Origin of the sequence: Micromonospora sp. KC606 (assembly GCF_004348675.1) — a bacterium.
GTDB lineage: Bacteria > Actinomycetota > Actinomycetes > Mycobacteriales > Micromonosporaceae > Micromonospora.
The window spans coordinates 21,943-39,513 of record NZ_SMKN01000034.1; the positions used below are offsets into that span (position 1 = coordinate 21,943).

The following is a 17,571-nucleotide window of genomic DNA, read 5'->3' on the forward strand; positions in this document are numbered from 1 at the left end:
TCAGTGCCCTCCTTCGGGCGGCGCCGCGGCCACCGCGGTGACCGACGCGGCGATGTCGTCGGTGACCAGCACGTAGAGCTGATCACCCTCCTGTACGACGGTGGACGCGGTGGGCAGCGTGCCGATGCCGAACCGGGTGAGGTACGCCACCCGAACCCCGGCCGCCTCCTCCAACTGGCGCAGCGGCCGGCCCACCCAGTCCCTGTGTACCGGAATCTCCATGATCGAGACGGTGCTGGTCGGGTCGCGGAAGATCTCCACGTGGCCCTCCGGCACCAGCTGCCGCAGGATCCGGTCGGCCGTCCAGCGGACGGTCGCCACGGTGGGGATGCCCAGTCGTTCGTACACCTGGGCCCGGCGCTGATCGTAGATGCGCGCCGCGACCCGGGAGACGCCGAACGTCTCACGGGCCAGCCGGGCGGAGATGATGTTGGAGTTGTCGCCGCTGGAGACCGCGGCGAAGGCGTCGGCCCGTTCGATGCCGGCCTGGCGCAGCACCTCGCCGTCGAAACCCTCCCCGGTCACGGTGATGCCGGCGAAGTCGGGGCCGAGCCGGCGGAAGGCGTCGGCGTCATGGTCGATCACCGCCACCGAGTGGCCCCGGGACTCCAGACTGTGGGCGAGGGTCGACCCGACCCGGCCGCAGCCCATGATCACGACATGCACGGTGTCCCTCCCGAAGTGCGTCCCCGTCGACGGCGGCGGCGCCGACAATCGAGCCTGCCACGTCCGGCGCGACGGCGGGGGACCGAACCGTACCGCGCCGGCCCGACCGGCGTGGTCAGGCACCCCCGACGGCCAGCAGGGGGTGGTCGTACCCTTAGCGCTTGTGGCCAGTCCCACCTCGCTGCTGAAGCGGCTCCTCGTCGGTCGACCGTTCCGGTCCGACCGGCTCCAGCACACCCTCCTACCGAAGCGCATCGCGTTGCCGGTCTTCGCCTCCGACGCGCTCTCCAGCGTCGCGTACGCCCCGGACGAGATCCTGCTGACGCTCTCGATCGCGGGCGCGTCGGCGTACCTCTTCTCACCGTGGATCGCGCTCGCGGTCGTCGTGGTGATGCTGACCGTGGTGGCCAGCTACCGGCAGAACGTGCACGCGTACCCCTCGGGCGGCGGTGACTACGAGGTGGCGACGGTCAACCTCGGTCCCCGGGCGGGTCTGGCGGTGGCCAGCGCACTGCTGGTCGACTACGTGCTCACGGTCGCGGTCTCGGTCTCCTCCGGGGTGGCCAACCTCGGCTCGGTGGTGCCCTTCGTCGCCACCCACAAGGTGCTGATCGCGGTCATCGCGGTGGTGCTGCTGACCGCCATGAACCTGCGCGGCCTGCGTGAGTCGGGCCGGGCCTTCGCCATCCCGACGTACGGCTTCATCATCGTGATCGTCGGCATGGTCGCGACCGGGCTGGTCCGGGTTCTGGTGCTCGGCGAGGACCTGCGGGCCCCCAGCGCCGGGCTGGAGATCCAGGCCGAGCACAGCGTGACCGGTTTCGCCCTGGTCTTCCTGCTGCTGCGCACCTTCTCCTCCGGCTGTGCCGCGCTGACCGGCGTGGAGGCCATCTCCAACGGCGTGCCGGCCTTCAAGGCCCCGAAGAGCCGCAACGCGGCGACCACCCTGCTGCTGCTCGGCACCATCTCGGTGACCATGCTGGTCGGCATCATCTGGCTGTCCCGGCTGACCGGCCTGCAGTTCGTCGAGGACCCGGAGCTGCAGATCGTCTCCGGCCCCGAGGGGTACGTGCAGAAAACCGTCACCGCCCAGCTCGGCGAGACCGTCTTCGGCGCCGGCTCGGTGCTGCTCTTCGTGGTCGCCGCGATGACCGCCCTGATCCTCTTTCTGGCCGCGAACACGGCCTTCAACGGATTCCCGGTGCTCGGCTCGATCCTGGCGCAGGACCGGTACCTGCCCCGCCAGCTGCACACCCGGGGCGACCGACTGGCCTTCTCCAACGGCATCCTCTTCCTCGCCGTCTTCGCGGTCGTGCTCATCGTCGGCTTCCAGGCCGAGGTGACCAAGCTCATCCAGCTCTACATCGTCGGGGTGTTCGTCTCCTTCACGCTCTCCCAGGCCGGCATGATCCGGCACTGGAACCGGCACCTGAGCCGCGAGCGGGATCCCGAGGCACGCCGGCGAATGATCCGCTCCCGGGCGATCAACACGTTCGGCATGGCGATGACCGGGATCGTGCTGGTCATCGTGCTGGCCACCAAGTTCCTGCTGGGCGCGTGGATCGCCATCGCCGCGATGGCGCTGATCTACGTGCTGATGCTCGCCATCCGTCGCCACTACGACCGGGTCGCCGAGGAACTGGAACCGACCGAGATCCGGGGCGTGCTGCCCGCCCGCAACCACGCCATCGTGCTGGTCAGCAAGCTGCACCAGCCGACCCTGCGGGCCATCGCCTACGCGCGGGCCACCCGGCCGGACACCCTCACCGCGGTCACCGTCAACGTGGACGAGAAGGATACCCGCCAGCTCCAGCAGGAGTGGGAACGGCGGGAACTGCCCGTTCCGCTCACCGTGGTCGACTCCCCGTACCGGGAGATCACCCGCCCGATCCTGAACTTCGTCGCCAACACCCGCCGGGAGTCGCCCCGCGACGTGGTCACCGTCTTCATTCCCGAGTACGTCGTGGGCCGCTGGTGGGAGAACCTGCTGCACAACCAGAGCGCGCTGCGGCTCAAGGGGCGGCTGCTCTTCGAGCCGGGCGTGATGGTGACCAGCGTGCCGTGGCAGCTCGCCTCCACCGCCAACAAGAACCTGGACCGCCTCGACGAGAACCTGACCCGGACCCCGGCCCGGGGGCCCCGGGTGGCGCCCCGCAGCACCCTGCCGCCGAGCGTTCCCCCGGCGGCCTCCGCCCCGCCCGGCGAGGCCGGTCCGGGCGGCGGGGACCGCCGGTGACCGCCCGACACCCGCAACGGGCCGCGGGGCCGGAGCCGGCCGACGACGGGCGGCGGGGGCTGGAGGAGGCCGAGCGGGTCGAGTTGACCGTCGACGCGGTCGCCCCCGGCGGGCACTGCGTGGCCCGGGTCGACGGGCAGGTGGTCTTCGTCCGGCACGCGCTGCCCGGCGAGCGGGTGGTCGCCGAGGTGACCGAACTGCACAAGGGCTTCGCCCGTGCCGAGGCCGTCGAGATCCTGCACGCCTCCCCGGACAGGATCGAGCCACCCTGTCCGTACGCGAAGCCGGGCCGCTGTGGCGGCTGCGACCTGCAACACGTCACCCCCGCCGCCCAGCTGCGCTGGAAGACCGAGGTGGTCCGCGAGCAGCTCACCCGCCTCGGCGGGCTCACCGCCGGGCAGGTAGACGCACTCGGTGTCACCGTCGCGGCGCTGCCCGGCGGGCCGCTCGGCTGGCGCTCCCGGGTCCGGTACGCGGTCGACGCCGCCGGTCGGGCCGGGCTGCTCAAGCACCGCTCGCACGAGGTGGTGCCGATCGACCGCTGCCTGATCGCCCACCCGGCGATCCAGGAGCTGCCGGTGCTCACCCCGTCCGGCGCGCGTTGGCCGGACGCCGAGGCGGTCGAGACGGTCGCCTCCACCGGTGGCGACGTCAGCGTCGCCACGGTCACCGAGGGGGTCGCCACGCCGGCGAGCGGGCCCCGCCGGGTCCGCGAGCGCGCCGTCGGCCGGCAGTGGGCGCTGCCCGCGACGGCGTTCTGGCAGGTCCATCCGGCGGCGACCGACACCCTGGCCGGCGCGGTGCTGGAGCTGGTCGACCCGCAGCCCGGGGAGAGCGCATGGGACCTCTACGGCGGCGCCGGGCTGTTCGCGGCGGCCCTGGCCGACCGGGTCGGCGACACCGGCCGGGTCACCCTGGTCGAGGCTGCCGGGGACGGGGTCGCCGCGGCCCGGGAGAACCTGCGTGACCTGCCACGGGTGGAGGTGGTGGCGGCCCGGGTGGAGACCGCGCTGGCCCGTCGCCGGATCACCGGCCCGGTCGACGTGGTGGTGCTCGATCCGCCGCGTTCCGGCGCGGGCGCGGCGGTGGTGCGCGCCGTGCTGGCCGCCGGGCCCCGGGCGGTCGCGTACGTGGCCTGCGACCCGGCCGCCTTCGCCCGGGACGTGCGCACCTTCACCGGGGGTGACTGGCGGCTCGCCGCGCTGCGCGGGTACGACCTGTTCCCGATGACCCAGCACGTCGAGTTGGTCGGGCTGTTCCTGCCACCCGTCGAATGACCCGAGGCGGACGGGCGGCGCCGCTGGGCCGAGGTGGTCCCGGCGGCTGGCGGTGTTGATCCACGGCCGGGCTGCGGAGTGTCGCGTGGCCGATAGACTCTTCGGTCATGAGTGTTGAAGAGGGCACGGCCAACCACGGTCGGCTGCTGAGCGCGGTGCGCGGGCCGCAGGACGTGAAGCGGATGACCGCCGAGCAGCTGGACATCCTCGCCGCCGAGATCCGTGACTTCCTGATCGCCAAGGTGTCCCGCACCGGTGGGCACGTCGGCCCCAACCTGGGTGTGGTGGAGCTGACCCTGGCCATGCACCGGGTCTTCGACTCTCCCCGGGACCGGCTCCTGTTCGACACCGGCCACCAGGCGTACGTGCACAAGATCCTCACCGGCCGGCAGGAGGGCTTCGACAAGCTCCGCCAACGCGGCGGCCTCTCCGGGTACCCGAGCCAGGCCGAGAGCGAGCACGACCTGATCGAGAACTCGCACGCCTCCACCGCCCTGTCGTACGCCGACGGGCTGGCCAAGGCGTACGCCCTGCGCGGCGAGCAGCGCGCCGTGGTGGCCGTGGTCGGCGACGGCGCGTTGACCGGTGGCATGTGCTGGGAGGCGTTGAACAACATCGCCACCGCCGGCAATCCGCTGGTCATCGTGGTCAACGACAACGGCCGGTCCTACTCGCCGACCATCGGCGGCCTCGCCGACCACCTCTCCGCGCTGCGGCTCAACCCGGGCTACGAGAAGGTCCTGGACACCGTCAAGGACGCCCTCGGCAACACCCCGTTCGTCGGCAAGCCGATGTACGAGGTGCTGCACGCGGTCAAGAAGGGCATCAAGGACGCGGTCGCGCCGCAGGCGATGTTCGAGGACCTGGGCATCAAGTACGTCGGTCCGGTCGACGGGCACGACATCGCCGCCGTGGAGTCGTCGCTGCGCGCCGCGAAGAACTTCGGCGGCCCGGTGATCGTGCACGCGGTCACCCGCAAGGGCTACGGCTACCGTCCCGCCGAGGAGGACGAGGCAGACTGCCTGCACGGCCCGGGCGCCTTCGACGTCGAGACCGGCAAGCTGCTCGCCGCCCCGTCGGTGAAGTGGACCCACGTCTTCGCCGACGAGCTGGTCAGGATCGCCGACGAGCGGCCCGACGTGGTCGGCATCACCGCCGCGATGGCCGAGCCCACCGGCATCGCCACCCTGGCCCGCAAGCACCCCGAGCGGGTGTACGACGTGGGCATCGCCGAACAGCACGCCGCCACCTCGGCGGCCGGCCTGGCGATGGGTGGCCTGCACCCGGTCGTGGCGGTCTACGCGACCTTCCTCAACCGCGCCTTCGACCAGGTCCTGCTGGACGTGGCGATGCACCGGCTGCCGGTGACCTTCGTGCTGGACCGGGCCGGCGTCACCGGCCCGGACGGGCCGAGCCACTACGGCATCTGGGACATGTCGGTCTTCGGGGTGGTGCCCGGCCTGCGGATCGCCGCACCCCGGGACGCCGCCAGCCTACGGGAGGAACTGCGCGAGGCGGTCGCGGTCGACGACGGCCCGACCATCGTCCGCTTCCCGACCGGCACCGTCGCCGCCGACCTGCCGGCCGTGCGCCGGGTCGGCGCGGTCGACGTGCTGGCCGAGTCGGCGCGTACCGACGTGCTGCTGGTCGCGGTCGGCTCCTTTGGGCAGCTGGGCATGGAGGTCGCCGCCCGCCTCGCCGAGCAGGGCTACGGGGTCACCGTGGTCGACCCGCGCTGGGTGCGGCCGGTCCCGGCGGAGCTGGTCGAGCTGGCCGCCGCGCACCGGCTGGTGGTCACCGTCGAGGACGGCGTCCGGGTCGGCGGCGTCGGCGACGCGCTGGCCCAGGCGCTGCGGGACGCCGACGTCCGGGTTCCGCTGCGGGACCTCGGCGTGCCCGCCGACTGGCACCCGCACGGCACCCGCGCGCAGATCCTGGCCGATCTGGGCCTCACCGCACAGGACGTGGCCCGGGACGTCACCGGCTGGATCTCCGGCCTGGACACCGCGCCCGTCGAGCCGGTCCGTCTCCCGGCCCGCGACACCAGCCGCCACTGACCCGTACGCCCCGACGGGCGGTCCCGGTGCGCCGGGGGCCGCCCGTCGCCCTGCGCCCCGGGTGGCCCCGCCGTCCAGGTTGGCTGCCGCTGTCGGAGTGCCTCGCGGTGACTACAGCACTTGAGTGCGGATATGAGTCGTACGAGTGCGCCGCCGTCCAGGATGGCGATCATCGCTCGCGGTGTCTGAGCCACTTCCGTACTCAAGTCCGTAAGGCACGGGAGACTGCGATGGGGTCAGCGGCCGTCGACGGAGCGGTAGTGGGTCTTCTCGGCGGTGGCCAGGCTGAACGTCTGCTTCGCGGTGGGCATCGGCACGACCACCAGGCCGGGGCGATCCACCAGGCGGGGTGTCCCGGGCGGCACAGACAGGGAGGAATCCCGGCTGCCCCGCCAGGTGAGCACCACCAGCGGCTGTCCCGGCACCGGCAGCGGATACGCCTGCAACGGGTGGGACCGGTCGGCGGGGGAGACCACCGGGGCGCCGTTCCCCGCCGGGCGGTAGATCACCGCCGTCATCGTGCCGACATCGGTCTCCCAGGTCAGCTGCTCAAGGTCACCCGGGTCGTCGCCGCCGCCGAGCGCCATCTCGCCGATGCCTCGGACGGCCAGCTTCTCCATCGGCCACGACTCGGGCACCGACGCCGGGGCGTCCCGGTCGCCGATGCGGCGGGGAATGCTCCCGAACGGGCCCCGCTCGCCGGCGAGGACGCAGGTGTCCAACCCGTCCAGTGCGCGCCGGCCCGAACCGGTCTCGTCGCGGACCAGCGGGTGACGCGGGTCGGTGGTCGCGGTACCCAGGTCGAGCAGCCGGTCGGCGGACCGGCCGCGCGGCAGCGACTCGGTGGGCCGCAACGTCGCGGTCACCGGCACGGCCGCGCACTCGGGCACGGCGACCCGACCGGTCAGGCCGTCGGTGAACCGCAGGGCCCTGCCGTCCGGGCCGAGCAGCCGCTGCACCCGGTTGGAGACGAGGTAACGGCGGCCGTCGGCCAACCGCACCGGCAGGACGTCGGCGTAGGCGAGGTAGCCGCGATCGGTGTACTCGGTGGCCCGGTCGACGGCGTACCGGCCGCCGGATCCGGTGAGCTGGAGCAGCCAGGACGCCGCCTCGCCGGGCACATCGGCGGCGACCAGCGCCAGCGGTGTCCCGCCGACCTCGCCGGACCAGAGGATGCCGGACGAGGGCAGGTGGGCCCGGTCGTCAATCGGGGACCGCCAGGCGCGGACCGCCTCGGTCACCGCGGCGGTGGCGGCGGCGTCACGGGCGAGTGAGCCGCGCGGCGGCCAGACCGGCAGTGTGCCGTCCAGACTGTCGTAGCCGATCGACAGTTGGCGGGCCTGGCGCTCGGCGACCGGACCGCACCCGGCCAGCGCCAGCACCAGGGCCAGCAGTGCGGAGACCGACATGTGGTGGCGGCGGACTGACACCACGTTCGGTCCCGCGGCCCGCAAAGCCACCTGTACGCCCCCGATCGCCTCGCCGTCGTTGTCGGAAGCCACATGGTACGCAACGGCCGCGGCGATGGCTGAATCGGCTGATCCGGCCCGGCGCGGAACTCGCCCGCCCGGCGCTGCTCCGGGCGCGTGCCGGACGGCCACAAGGGACACCAGCGTGGATTTCGGCTGATTTATCGGCTCCGGTAGACTCCGCCGACTGTGACGTCTGTCGAGCCCCGTGCCGCCTCCGCACCGGACCCCGACGGCTCCACCGGCTTCGGCCGTGGCGCCACGGCCACCGCGACCGCGCCTCCACCGGCGGCGCCCGAACTCGACACCGCCCCCGCCGACGGCGGGACCACCCACGAGCGTAGCGGGACCACCCAGGATCGCACCGTCGGCGGTTCCCCGGTCGCCCAGGCGGTCGGTACCGTCGTCGCCCCGGGGACCGTCGCCCCGGAGACCGATGCGCCTGCCCGTGGCTCGCGGGCGGTGGGCGTACCCGGGAAGCGGCCGGGCCCGGCGGCGGGCGACGGCGCGACCGCGGCCAAGCCGGCCCGGCGCTGGCGCTGGACGGCCCGACGCAAGGACCTCGCCGTCTACGGCACCTTCCTGCTCGTCGCGCTCTGGGTGACCAGCCAGATCTGGGTCGACCCGGCCGGCCGGGTCGCGGCCCTATACAGCAGCGACCCGGCGCAGGTGCAGTTCTTCATGGCCCACTCGGTGCGGGTGGTGCTGCACGGCGAGTTTCCGTTCTTCACCGACCAGTTCAACTATCCCGACGGCGTCAATCTGATGGCCAACACGGCCGTGCTGGCGCTGGGCATCCCGATGGTGCCGATCACCCTGCTCTTCGGACCGGCCGTGTCGTTCGTGGTGCTGGTCACCGTCGCGCTCGCCGGCACCGCGTCGGCCTGGTACCACGTCTTCTCACGGCACCTCGTCCGCCGCCGGCTGGCCGCCGCCGTGGGCGGCTGGTTCTGCGGTTTCTCACCGGCGATGCTGTCACACGCCAACTGGCACCCGAACATCATCTCCCAGTGGCTGCTGCCGTTCATCGTCTGGCGGGTGATGGTGCTGACCCGCTCGACCCGCCCGGTACGCGACGGTGCCCTGCTCGCCCTGCTGGTCACCGTGCAGGCGTTCATCAACGAGGAGATCCTGCTCTTCACCGCGCTCGCCTGCGGCGTCTTCCTCATCGCGATGGTGGCGCAGCGCCCGGCGCTGTGGTCGACGGCGTGGCGTCCGCTGGCCAAGGGGCTGCCGGTCTGCACCGTGGTGGCGGGTTCCCTGCTGGCGTACCCGCTCTACATCCAGTTCGCCGGGCCGATGGCGTACCACGGGCTCAGCGACGCGGTCCGCGACTACGGCAACGACATCGCCGCCTTCTTCGCGCCCGGCTCGCCGACCTTCGGCGGCCACGAGCGGGCCAACGTCAACCTGGCCCCGAACTACTCCGAGGAGAACGCCTTCTTCGGCTGGAGCCTGTCGCTGATCGCCGTGGGCATCGTGGTCTGGCTGCGCCGCGAGGTGCTGGTCCGGGCGCTCGCCGTCACCGGGTTCTTCTTCGCCGTGCTCTCCCTCGGCGAGCGGGTGTCCTGGTGGGACCGGGAACTCGTCACCGGCCCGTGGGAGCTGCTGGTCCGGTTGCCGCTGCTCGACGCGGTGGTGCCGACCCGGTTCGCGCTGATCACCAGCGTGGTGATCGGGATGTTGCTGGCGCTGGCCGTGCAGCGGGCCTGGACGCTGCGCGGCCCCGAGTGGCGGCACGCGAGGACCGTCACGGTGGCCGCGCTGGTCCTGGCGTTGCTGCCGATCGTGCCGATGCCGCTGAAGGTGACCTCCCGTCCGCCGGTACCGGATTTCATCACCTCCGGCCGTTGGCGGGAGTACGTCGCAGCCGACCAGACCCTGGTGCCGGTGCCCGTGCCGAGCATGGGCAACACCCACGGCATGCGCTGGGCCGCGTCCACCAACCTCGACTTCAAGATCCCCGGGGGCTATTTCCTCGCCCCCCGCAACGGCAACACCGGCGACCCGGGGCGCTTCGGCGGCCGGCCCAGCGGCATCGGCGAGCTGCTCAACGAGGTGTCCACCACCGGCCGTGCCCCCAAGCTCAACGACCGGCAGCGCCGGCGCAGCCTGGACGAGCTGCGCCACTGGAACGCCGCCGTGCTGGTCCTGCCGGTGGGTCAGCACCACGTCGAGCCGCTGCGGCGCACCGTCGAGCAGCTCGTCGGCCCCGCCCGCCGGGAGCTGGACGTCTGGGTGTGGGACGTGCGCCCCCTGTCGGCCCGTACCCCGGCCGTCTGACCGGCCCGGCCGTCTGACCGGCCCGGCCGTCTGACCGGCCCGGCCGTCTGACCGGCCCGGCCGTCTGACCGGCCCGGCCGTCTGACCGGCCCGGCCGTCTGACCGGCCCGGCCATCTGGCCGGCCTCGGCCTCAAGCCAGTCAGCCGACCAGTGGGCGGACGTCCCAGAGCCACACGTCGTCGACCCGCCGCGCCGGGCCCAGCAGACCGGTCATCAACTCCCGCAGCACCGCCTCGCGCGGGTGGTCGCCGAGCACCACAACCGACGCCTTCCAGAACCTCAGGTCCTCGACCACCTGGCGGCGGTTCTCGGCGGTCAGCCCGGGCACCCGCCCGGCATCCATCGTGGTGTAGATGAGCGTGCTGGTCGGCCGGTTCGGCGCGCCGAAGACCCCCTCGCCCTTCTCGTTCGGCCCGATGAAGTAGCCGCCCGGCACGGGGAACTCGTGGCCGGTCAGCGCACTCCAGCGCAGCGTGGACAGGCCGTGCACGTTGCTCGGGATGGGCACCGGCACCAGGGTGCGTCCCGCCGGCACGTACGGCCGCCAACCGCCGGCTGTGATGAAGCGCGGCGGCGGGTCCACGTGCTGCGCCGGCAGCGGGCGCGGGAACAGCGGCAGCACGGCGAGGGCGACGGCCGCGTACCCGACCGGCCGGACCCAGCGGCGGCGCGTCGACCCGGCGGCGGGCGGGGCACCGGCGGCGTCGGTGTCGTCGGCGGCCGGGCGGGGGGCCGGCGTCGTCCGGCCGCCGTACCCGGCTGCCGCGTTCCAGGCCAGCGCCAGCAGCACACCGACCGCCGCGGTCGTCACCAGCGCGAGCCGGGTCGGCATCATCATCTCGACCAGCGGCACGTCGTCCGGGATGTACGCCCACGGGCCGTCGACGGTGGTCTCCACCCCGTCGAAGCGCACCTTCGGGCCGATCGCGGCGACGGTGAAGAGCACCACCAACACGCCGCAGATCCGGGCGGCCAGCGAACGCCGCCAGAGCAGTGCCAGGGCGGCCAGCGCGACCAGCACCAGCGGCCAACCGAACCAGGTGTTCTGCTCGGTCAGGCCGATGGTCTTCTCCACCGCCTCGTCGCCGGCCACGGTGTCCCGGGCGAAGGTGACGAAGGCCACCAGGTCCTCGCCCCAGTTGTGGAACACACCGCCCTGCAGGCCCCGGTAGGACTGCGGGCCGTTGAACTGGAACCAGATGGGGTACGCGGTCAGCAGCAGGGCCAGCCCGCCGCCCAGGCCGAGCGCGGCCAGGAAGCCACCGGCCCGCTTCCGCGTGGCGCGCGGTCGCTGCACCGCGTACGCCACCACGATCACCAGGCAGGCCAGCGCGGCGAGCAGCAGCATCTCCTCGTTGATGAAGATCTGGTACGCCACCAGCAGGCCCAACACGATCCCGTCGCGCCGCCACCGGCCGTCCTGCCCGAGGCGCAGCACCCGGGCCACGATCAGCGGCAGCAGGAAGTTGGAGACGAAGTTCGGCTGCCCGTTGGCGTGGTGCACGATGCCCGGGGCGAAGCCGAGGAAGGCCCCCCCGACGAACGCGCCGGCCCGGGATCGCACCAGGTGCCGGGAGAGCACCCAGTACGAGGTGGCCGCGGTCGCGGCCAACGCCCCGCCCAGGTAGAGCGCGTAGGTCACCTGCGGTCCGAACAGGAGGGTGACCGGCGCCAGCGGGATGGTCATGCCCAGCAGCGAGGTGTTGGCCATCATGTTCACCCCGTCCGGGGCGTTCTGCCGCGCGGTGAACAGCGGGTTCTCCAGGTGCCGCACCGAGTACGCGCCGTGCGAGAAGAGCCACTCGAACCAACTGTGGTCGGTCGGCAGGTGCGAGGAGACCCGGTGCTGCACGTCCACCCAGTAGTTCAGGCACACGAAAACGCCCAGCAGCACATAGGCTCCGATGGCCAGGACGTCGGCGCGTCGCGGCCGCCACCGGGGCCGTCGCGCCGGGTCGGTCGCGGACGCCACCGCCTGCGGTGCGGACGTCGGGTTCAGCGAGGGATCTACCACCGGCACAGCCACGACGGGCCATCGTACAGGCGGCGACTGGTCCTCATTCCGGCCCGTGGCCGGGCACGGAGGTCGACAGCAGGAGGACGGGCGTGACCCTCATCGACCTGGGCGAGGTCGGCCACGGCCGCGACGTCCCGCCGGCCGCGTCGCGCCCGCCCCGCCGCCGTGGTCGCGGTCGGTGCGCTGGCGGTTGCCGTTCGACCCGGACGGCGTCACCGATGCCGGTCGGTGCGCGGACGTCGTCTGCCTCGTCCGGGCCGACGGCACCCTGGTCGTCGACCCGGCCACCGGACGGCAGCAGCGGCTCGCCGGAGAGTGGTCACCGGTGGTGACGGTGGGGCGGCGGTGGCTGGCGGTCCGCGGGCACCGCGAACGGGAGACGTACGCCCTGCTGGATCGGGCCGACGGGCGGGTCGTGGCCGAACTGGGCCCGTGGCGGCTGATCACCGACGACGTGCCCGACGGGCCGGGTGCCGGGCGTCCGCTGCTGGTGAGCCGGGAGCTGGCCGGTGGCCGGCAGCTCCTCGGCGAGTTGGACCCGGCGACCGGCGAGGTGCGGATCCGCGACGTGTTTGCCGGTGGCTGGCGGGACTGCTCCCACCAGGCCGGGCGGACCCTGGTCTGCTGGCGGCCCACCGGCCAGTTCGGGGTGTGGCGGCTGCCGTCCTGACCGCCGGCCGGCCCGGCGGGTGGGGCGTGACCGGCGTTTGGCGCGCGGCACTAGGTTGTCGGGCAGGTCGGCGAGGAGGTCGGGATGCGGGTGCTGGTGGTCGAGGACGAGCGGAACCTCGCCGACGCGATCGCGCGCGGGCTGCGCAAACGCGGGATGGCGGTCGATGTGGCGTACGACGGCGACGCCGGTCACGAGGCGGCCTTCGTCACCCGCTACGACGTGGTGGTGCTGGACCGGGACCTGCCCGGGATGCACGGCGACCAGATCTGCGCCGAGCTGGCCGCCTCCGGGACGCTGACCCGGGTGCTGATGCTGACCGCCAGCGACAGCGTCGCCGACCGGGTCGAGGGGCTGGGGCTGGGCGCCGACGACTACCTGCCCAAACCGTTCGCCTTCGACGAGCTGGTGGCCCGGGTGCAGGCGCTCGGGCGGCGGGCCACCCCCGCCCTGCCCCCGGTGCTGGCGGTCGCCGACGTGGTGATCGACCCGGCCCGGCGAGTGGTCACCCGGGGCGGCGTGCCGGTCGACCTGACCAACAAGGAGTTCGGTGTGCTGGCCGAGCTGGTCAAGGCGCGCGGCGCGGTGGTCTCCAGCGAGGAACTGCTGGAGCGGGTCTGGGACGCCAACACCGACCCGTTCACCACGATCGTCCGGGTGACCGTGATGACCCTGCGCAAGAAGCTCGGCGACCCGCCGTTGATCGAGACGGTGGTCGGCGCCGGCTACCGCACCGCCGGGGAGGTCAGGTGAGCGCCCGGAGCGAACCGGGGCGGCCAGCCCCGGCGTCGCGCAGCGGGGCGCCGCGGTGACCCGCCAGCTGCGCCCGACCCTGCGCCTGCGGTTGACCCTGCTCAACGGGGTGCTGCTGGTCGGCGCCGGGGCGATCCTGCTGGTGCTGGCCTGGCTGCTGGTCCACGACGCGCTGCGCCCCACCGACGAGCTGCGCCCCGGCACCACCGTGGGGCTGGCCGACGGGCGGTCCCTCGACGCGGCGGTCTGGCAGCGTCAACTGGTCGACGCCGCGTCGCGGGAGCTGCTAGTCAAGGGACTGCTCGCGTTGCTGGCGATCAGCGTGGTCGGGGTCGCCGGGGCGTACCTGGTGGCCGGCCGGGCGCTGCGCCCGCTGCACCAGGTCACCGCCACCGCGCGCCGGCTCGGCGAGGCCACCCTCGACCAGCGGATCCGCTGGTCCGGGGCGGACGACGAGGTCGCCGAGCTGGCCCGCACGTTCGACGCGATGCTGGACCGGATCGCCGCCGCCTTCGAGGCGCAGAAGCGGTTCGTCGCGAACGCCTCGCACGAGCTGCGTACCCCGTTGGCGGTGATGCGGACCGAGATCGACGTGACGCTCAGCGACGACGAGGCGGACGCCGCCGAGTACCGTCGGATGGCGACCGTGGTCCGGGACGCCTCCGAGCGGGCCAACAGCCTGGTCGACGCGCTGCTGGTGCTGGCCCGCAGCGAGGCCCAGGCCGGGCAGGGGCTCGCCCGCCGCACCGAGTGCGACCTCGCCTCCGGTACGGCCAACGCGTTGTCGGCGATGGCCCGCGAGGTGGAGCGGATCGGGCTGCGGGTGCAGACCTCGCTCAGGTCGGCTCCGGTGACCGGGGACCCGGGGCTGCTGGACCGGCTGGCCGGCAACCTGATCGAGAACGCGGTCCGCTACAACCACCTGCACGGCCGGCTGTGGGTGCGTACCGGCAGCGACGGGCGCAGCTCCTGGTTGGTGGTGGGCAACACCGGGTTCGAGGTGGACCAGGCCGACGTGCCGGGACTGTTCGAGCCGTTCCGGCGTGGCGGTCGGGAGCGGACCGGGGCCCGCGGCTCCGGGCTGGGGTTGTCCATCGTCCGGGCGGTCTGCGACGCGCACGGCGGCACCGTCCGGGTCGTCGCCCAGCGCGGCGGCGGGCTGGAGGTGACGGTCACCCTGCCGGCGGCGGACGCGGTGGCCGCGACGTGAGAACCAGGACCGCGCCAGCGCTCGACCGAAACTCGCGTCACTGGTGGTTTGGCTGTACAGGGACGTGCGCCGCAGTGGTGCAGGTGCGGAGAAGTTGAAGTCTGTCGATTGACAGTCGGCTTTCCGGTCGCGAGACTCTTGGTGTGTGCCGCTTATGGGAGCGCTCACAGATGACCATGACCTCAACCTACGCAGGTGGCCGAGCCGGCGCGGCCGACATTCATCCCCACTGAACGGTTCCTCTGTGAGCGCTCACGGGCCACGCGACCTTCGGCTCGGCGCAAAGATGGCTCGACACGCACGCACTGAAACGATTCACATGCGACCGACACGTGGCCAGAAGGTCCTACCACGACTCCCGCCCAACATGTAGGAGATCATCATGGTTTCACACAGACGGCGCATCGGGCTGCTGTCCGCCTGCGTGGCGGTGGCGGTCGGCGCCACGGTCGCCACGGTCAGCGTGGCCTCCGCCGCAGCGACCCGCTACGAGGCCGAAAGCGCCCCGGCCACGTGCGACGGTTCGATCGATTCGAACCATGCCGGGTACTCCGGTAGCGGCTTCTGCAACGGCAACAGCGCGGTAGGCGCGGCGGCGCAGTTCACGGTGACCGCCTCCATGTCCGGCACGGCGACCATCGGAATCCGGTACGCCAATGGTGCGACCACCAACCGGCCGGCCGACGTGCTGGTCAACGGCGTAGTCGCCCGGTCGGGTAGCGCGTTCGATCCCACCGGCGGCTGGAACAGGTGGGCGACCCAGTCGTTGACAGTGCCGGTGAACGCGGGTGACAACACGATCCGGTTGAGTCCGACGACCAGCAGCGGATTGGCCAACGTGGACTACCTGGACTTCGAGGTCGGCGCCTCGCCCTCACCCTCGCCCTCGGCGACGGCCTCCCCGCCGCCCGGCCGGCCGGCCCAGTGCACCGGGAGTTCGCCGATCACGTGTCACTTCCCGGTCTCCCCGGGCAACTACACGGTCACGGCGTGGATCGGCGACCGCGCCTCCGCCGGCAACACATCGATGTCCGTGGAGGCCCGCCGACGGATCCTGTCTGCGGTCAGCACCACGGCCGGCACGATCACGCAGCACGTCTTCACGATCAACGTACGGCAACCGGAGGGACAACCGACCGGGCAGGGTGGCACGGGCACGCCGGGGTTGACCATCACGTTCGCCGGCTCCGCGCCGAAGCTCTCCGGTCTGACCGTGCAGGCGGCGAGCAACCCGCTCGCGGTGTACCTGGCGGGCGACTCGACGGTGTGTGACCAGTTCACCGCCCCGTACACCGGTTGGGGGCAGCTCCTCACCAGGCACGTGTCGGCTGGTGCGGTGATCGCCAACTATGCCGATTCGGGCGAGAGCTCCGGCAGTTTCCTGAGCAACTCGGCGCTGTTCCCCACGATGCGGCCGTTGATCAAGCGGAACGACCTGGTGCTGATCCAGTTCGGGCACAACGACAAGTCCACGTCGGCGTCGGCGTTCCGCGGCAACCTCACCACGATGGTCAACCAGGTGCGGGACAGGGGCGGCGTCCCGGTCCTGGTCACCCCGCCGGTGCGGCGGCGGTTCAACGGAAACCAGCTCGACGCCACCGCGTTGCACGTCAACGGCGTCGGCGTGAACCTGCCGGCCGAGATGCGCAGGTTGGGCTCCTCGTTGGGCGTGCCGGTGATCGACCTGACCGCCAAGAGTGAGGCGCTGGTCGAGTCGATGGGCCCGACCAACTCGGCCCAGATCTACCTGCGCCAGTCGGCCGACGGGGTCACCGACAACACCCACTTCTCGGAGTACGGTGCCGGCAGGATGGCCGACCTGGTCGTTGAGGGCATCCGCGAGCACAACCTCCCCCTGGTCAGCTACCTGCGCTGACACCCCGGACGGCCAGCCTGACACCTCCGTGGCCAACTCGCCGGGCCGCCGCGTACGGGACGCAGGAGCACGACCGGTGCCTGCGTCCCGTACGTCGGCGAACTCGCGAGCAATGGGCGGACAACAGCGGCACAAACCCAGCAGTCGAGTCTGCCGCCGTCGACGTGTCGAGCCTGAGCAGCAGGGCGTTGCGGGCCATCCATGGGCGAGTTGCGGCGGACGGCAGCGGTCATGAGCGGGCACCAGGGGCGAACCAGGCCGAGCGACGAGCGCTGTGGAATCTCGCCGGTCCTCGAACGGGTGCTTGTCGGGCCCCTTCAGCCGGAGTACCGAGACCTGGTCGAGCAGGCGCGGCACCGGCTCCGAGACGAGGACTGCCGCGCCCGCGCCGCATCAGCGGGCCCCCGCCCACGGGTGTGGACGGGGCCCGGGCACGGCCGAGGTCAGTTCTTCTGCTGGATCTGTCCGCGCATGGTCGGCAACTCGGCGGCGGCCTCCTGGCCGCTCTTGAAGTAGATGATGATCATGCCGATGCTGCCCTTGTCGCTCCACACGCAGACGCCGAGCGGCACGCTCGATGCCTCCGCGTCACCGCACTTGGCGAGCCCGCCGAGCGGGCCGGCGTCGACGCTCTTCATCTCCTTGAACCGCACGTCGGTCTGGCCGGCGCCGGTGAGGGTGTCCTCGAGGGTCTTGGCCGGGTCGGTGTTGAGGCCGGAGGCCGCAGCCACCATCACCAGGTCCTTCTGCTCCACGGTGCCGTAGAACGCGCCGGCGGTGCTGGTGGCGTCCGGCAGGGACTTGTTCAGCTCGGCCTCGAGCTCCTTGGCGCCAGCGAGCAGGCTGGGGTCGGTGGCCTTGGCCCGGCCGGCGAGGGTGTCCGGCGCGACGACCCGGGTGTTGACGGCCTCGACGGCCTCCTTGGCCTCGTCCTTGAGAGCGAAGATCGTGACCGCGACGCCGCCCAGGCAGAGCACCAGCACCGCGGCGAGCGAGATCAGCACGATCTTGCCGACGTTGGACTTCTTGGCAACCGGCGGGCCGACCGGGTACGGC

12 protein-coding genes are annotated in these 17,571 nt (G+C 72.6%); 8 read left to right on the forward strand and 4 right to left on the reverse strand.

The window, feature by feature from the left end:
* Window positions 1–666: a TrkA family potassium uptake protein gene (locus E1193_RS10695; protein ID WP_132182692.1), complete on the reverse strand. Its 666-nt coding sequence runs from the start codon at window positions 664–666 to the stop codon at window positions 1–3.
* Between the two features lie 163 nt (window positions 667–829).
* Here E1193_RS10695 and E1193_RS10700 point away from each other — a divergent pair, with 163 nt between their 5' ends.
* The 3 genes from E1193_RS10700 (at window position 830) to dxs (ending at window position 6,236) form a co-directional block, all read left to right on the forward strand.
* Window positions 830–2,902 carry an APC family permease gene (locus E1193_RS10700; protein WP_132182694.1) on the forward strand — a complete coding sequence of 691 codons (2,073 nt, stop codon included), beginning with the start codon at window positions 830–832 and terminating at the stop codon, window positions 2,900–2,902.
* Window positions 2,903–2,961: 59 nt separating this feature from the next.
* Window positions 2,962–4,179, forward strand: coding sequence for a TRAM domain-containing protein (locus E1193_RS10705; protein ID WP_132182716.1), 1,218 nt, complete (start codon window positions 2,962–2,964; stop codon window positions 4,177–4,179).
* A 107-nt stretch (window positions 4,180–4,286) separates the two neighbouring features.
* Window positions 4,287–6,236 (forward strand): 1-deoxy-D-xylulose-5-phosphate synthase, encoded by a 1,950-nt coding sequence (gene dxs / locus E1193_RS10710; RefSeq protein ID WP_132182696.1) that lies wholly within the window; start codon window positions 4,287–4,289, stop codon window positions 6,234–6,236.
* Window positions 6,237–6,472: 236 nt separating this feature from the next.
* On the opposite strand, the gene E1193_RS10715 is transcribed toward dxs, so the two are convergent.
* Entirely contained in the window at window positions 6,473–7,669 is a 1,197-nt protein-coding gene (locus E1193_RS10715; RefSeq protein ID WP_132182698.1) for a hypothetical protein, read from the reverse strand.
* Window positions 7,670–8,167: 498 nt separating this feature from the next.
* On the opposite strand from E1193_RS10715, the gene E1193_RS10720 reads away from it, so the two are divergent.
* Window positions 8,168–9,988, forward strand: a complete 1,821-nt coding sequence (locus tag E1193_RS10720; RefSeq protein WP_347877021.1) for a hypothetical protein — start codon at window positions 8,168–8,170, stop codon at window positions 9,986–9,988.
* A gap of 140 nt (window positions 9,989–10,128) precedes the next feature.
* On the opposite strand, the gene E1193_RS10725 is transcribed toward E1193_RS10720, so the two are convergent.
* Entirely contained in the window at window positions 10,129–11,988 is a 1,860-nt protein-coding gene (locus E1193_RS10725) for a hypothetical protein (RefSeq protein WP_243707484.1), read from the reverse strand.
* A gap of 196 nt (window positions 11,989–12,184) precedes the next feature.
* Here E1193_RS10725 and E1193_RS10730 point away from each other — a divergent pair, with 196 nt between their 5' ends.
* The 4 genes from E1193_RS10730 to E1193_RS10745 all read left to right on the forward strand — a co-directional run bounded on the left by E1193_RS10730 (window position 12,185) and on the right by E1193_RS10745 (window position 16,515).
* The gene (locus tag E1193_RS10730; protein WP_132182702.1) at window positions 12,185–12,676 is read left to right on the forward strand and encodes a hypothetical protein; all 492 of its coding nucleotides are present in this window, start codon (window positions 12,185–12,187) and stop codon (window positions 12,674–12,676) included.
* Between the two features lie 84 nt (window positions 12,677–12,760).
* Window positions 12,761–13,429: a response regulator transcription factor gene (locus E1193_RS10735; RefSeq protein WP_132182704.1), complete on the forward strand. Its 669-nt coding sequence runs from the start codon at window positions 12,761–12,763 to the stop codon at window positions 13,427–13,429.
* Window positions 13,430–13,484: 55 nt separating this feature from the next.
* Window positions 13,485–14,639: a HAMP domain-containing sensor histidine kinase gene (locus E1193_RS10740; RefSeq protein ID WP_132182706.1), complete on the forward strand. Its 1,155-nt coding sequence runs from the start codon at window positions 13,485–13,487 to the stop codon at window positions 14,637–14,639.
* A 382-nt stretch (window positions 14,640–15,021) separates the two neighbouring features.
* Window positions 15,022–16,515 carry a GDSL-type esterase/lipase family protein gene (locus tag E1193_RS10745; RefSeq protein ID WP_207922654.1) on the forward strand — a complete coding sequence of 498 codons (1,494 nt, stop codon included), beginning with the start codon at window positions 15,022–15,024 and terminating at the stop codon, window positions 16,513–16,515.
* Window positions 16,516–16,958: 443 nt separating this feature from the next.
* Here E1193_RS10745 and E1193_RS31810 read toward each other — a convergent pair.
* The coding region (locus E1193_RS31810) for a hypothetical protein (protein WP_165945704.1) at window positions 16,959–17,571 on the reverse strand (613 nt) is incomplete at its 5' end.

Excerpts from the sequence above, each read along its gene's own strand:
- E1193_RS10745 (WP_207922654.1), top strand. The coding sequence starts at position 15,022 with ATGGTTTCACACAGACGGCGCATCGGGCTGCTGTCCGCCTGCGTGGCG.
- dxs (WP_132182696.1), top strand. The coding sequence starts at position 4,287 with ATGAGTGTTGAAGAGGGCACGGCCAACCACGGTCGGCTGCTGAGCGCG.
- E1193_RS10735 (WP_132182704.1), top strand. The coding sequence starts at position 12,761 with ATGCGGGTGCTGGTGGTCGAGGACGAGCGGAACCTCGCCGACGCGATC.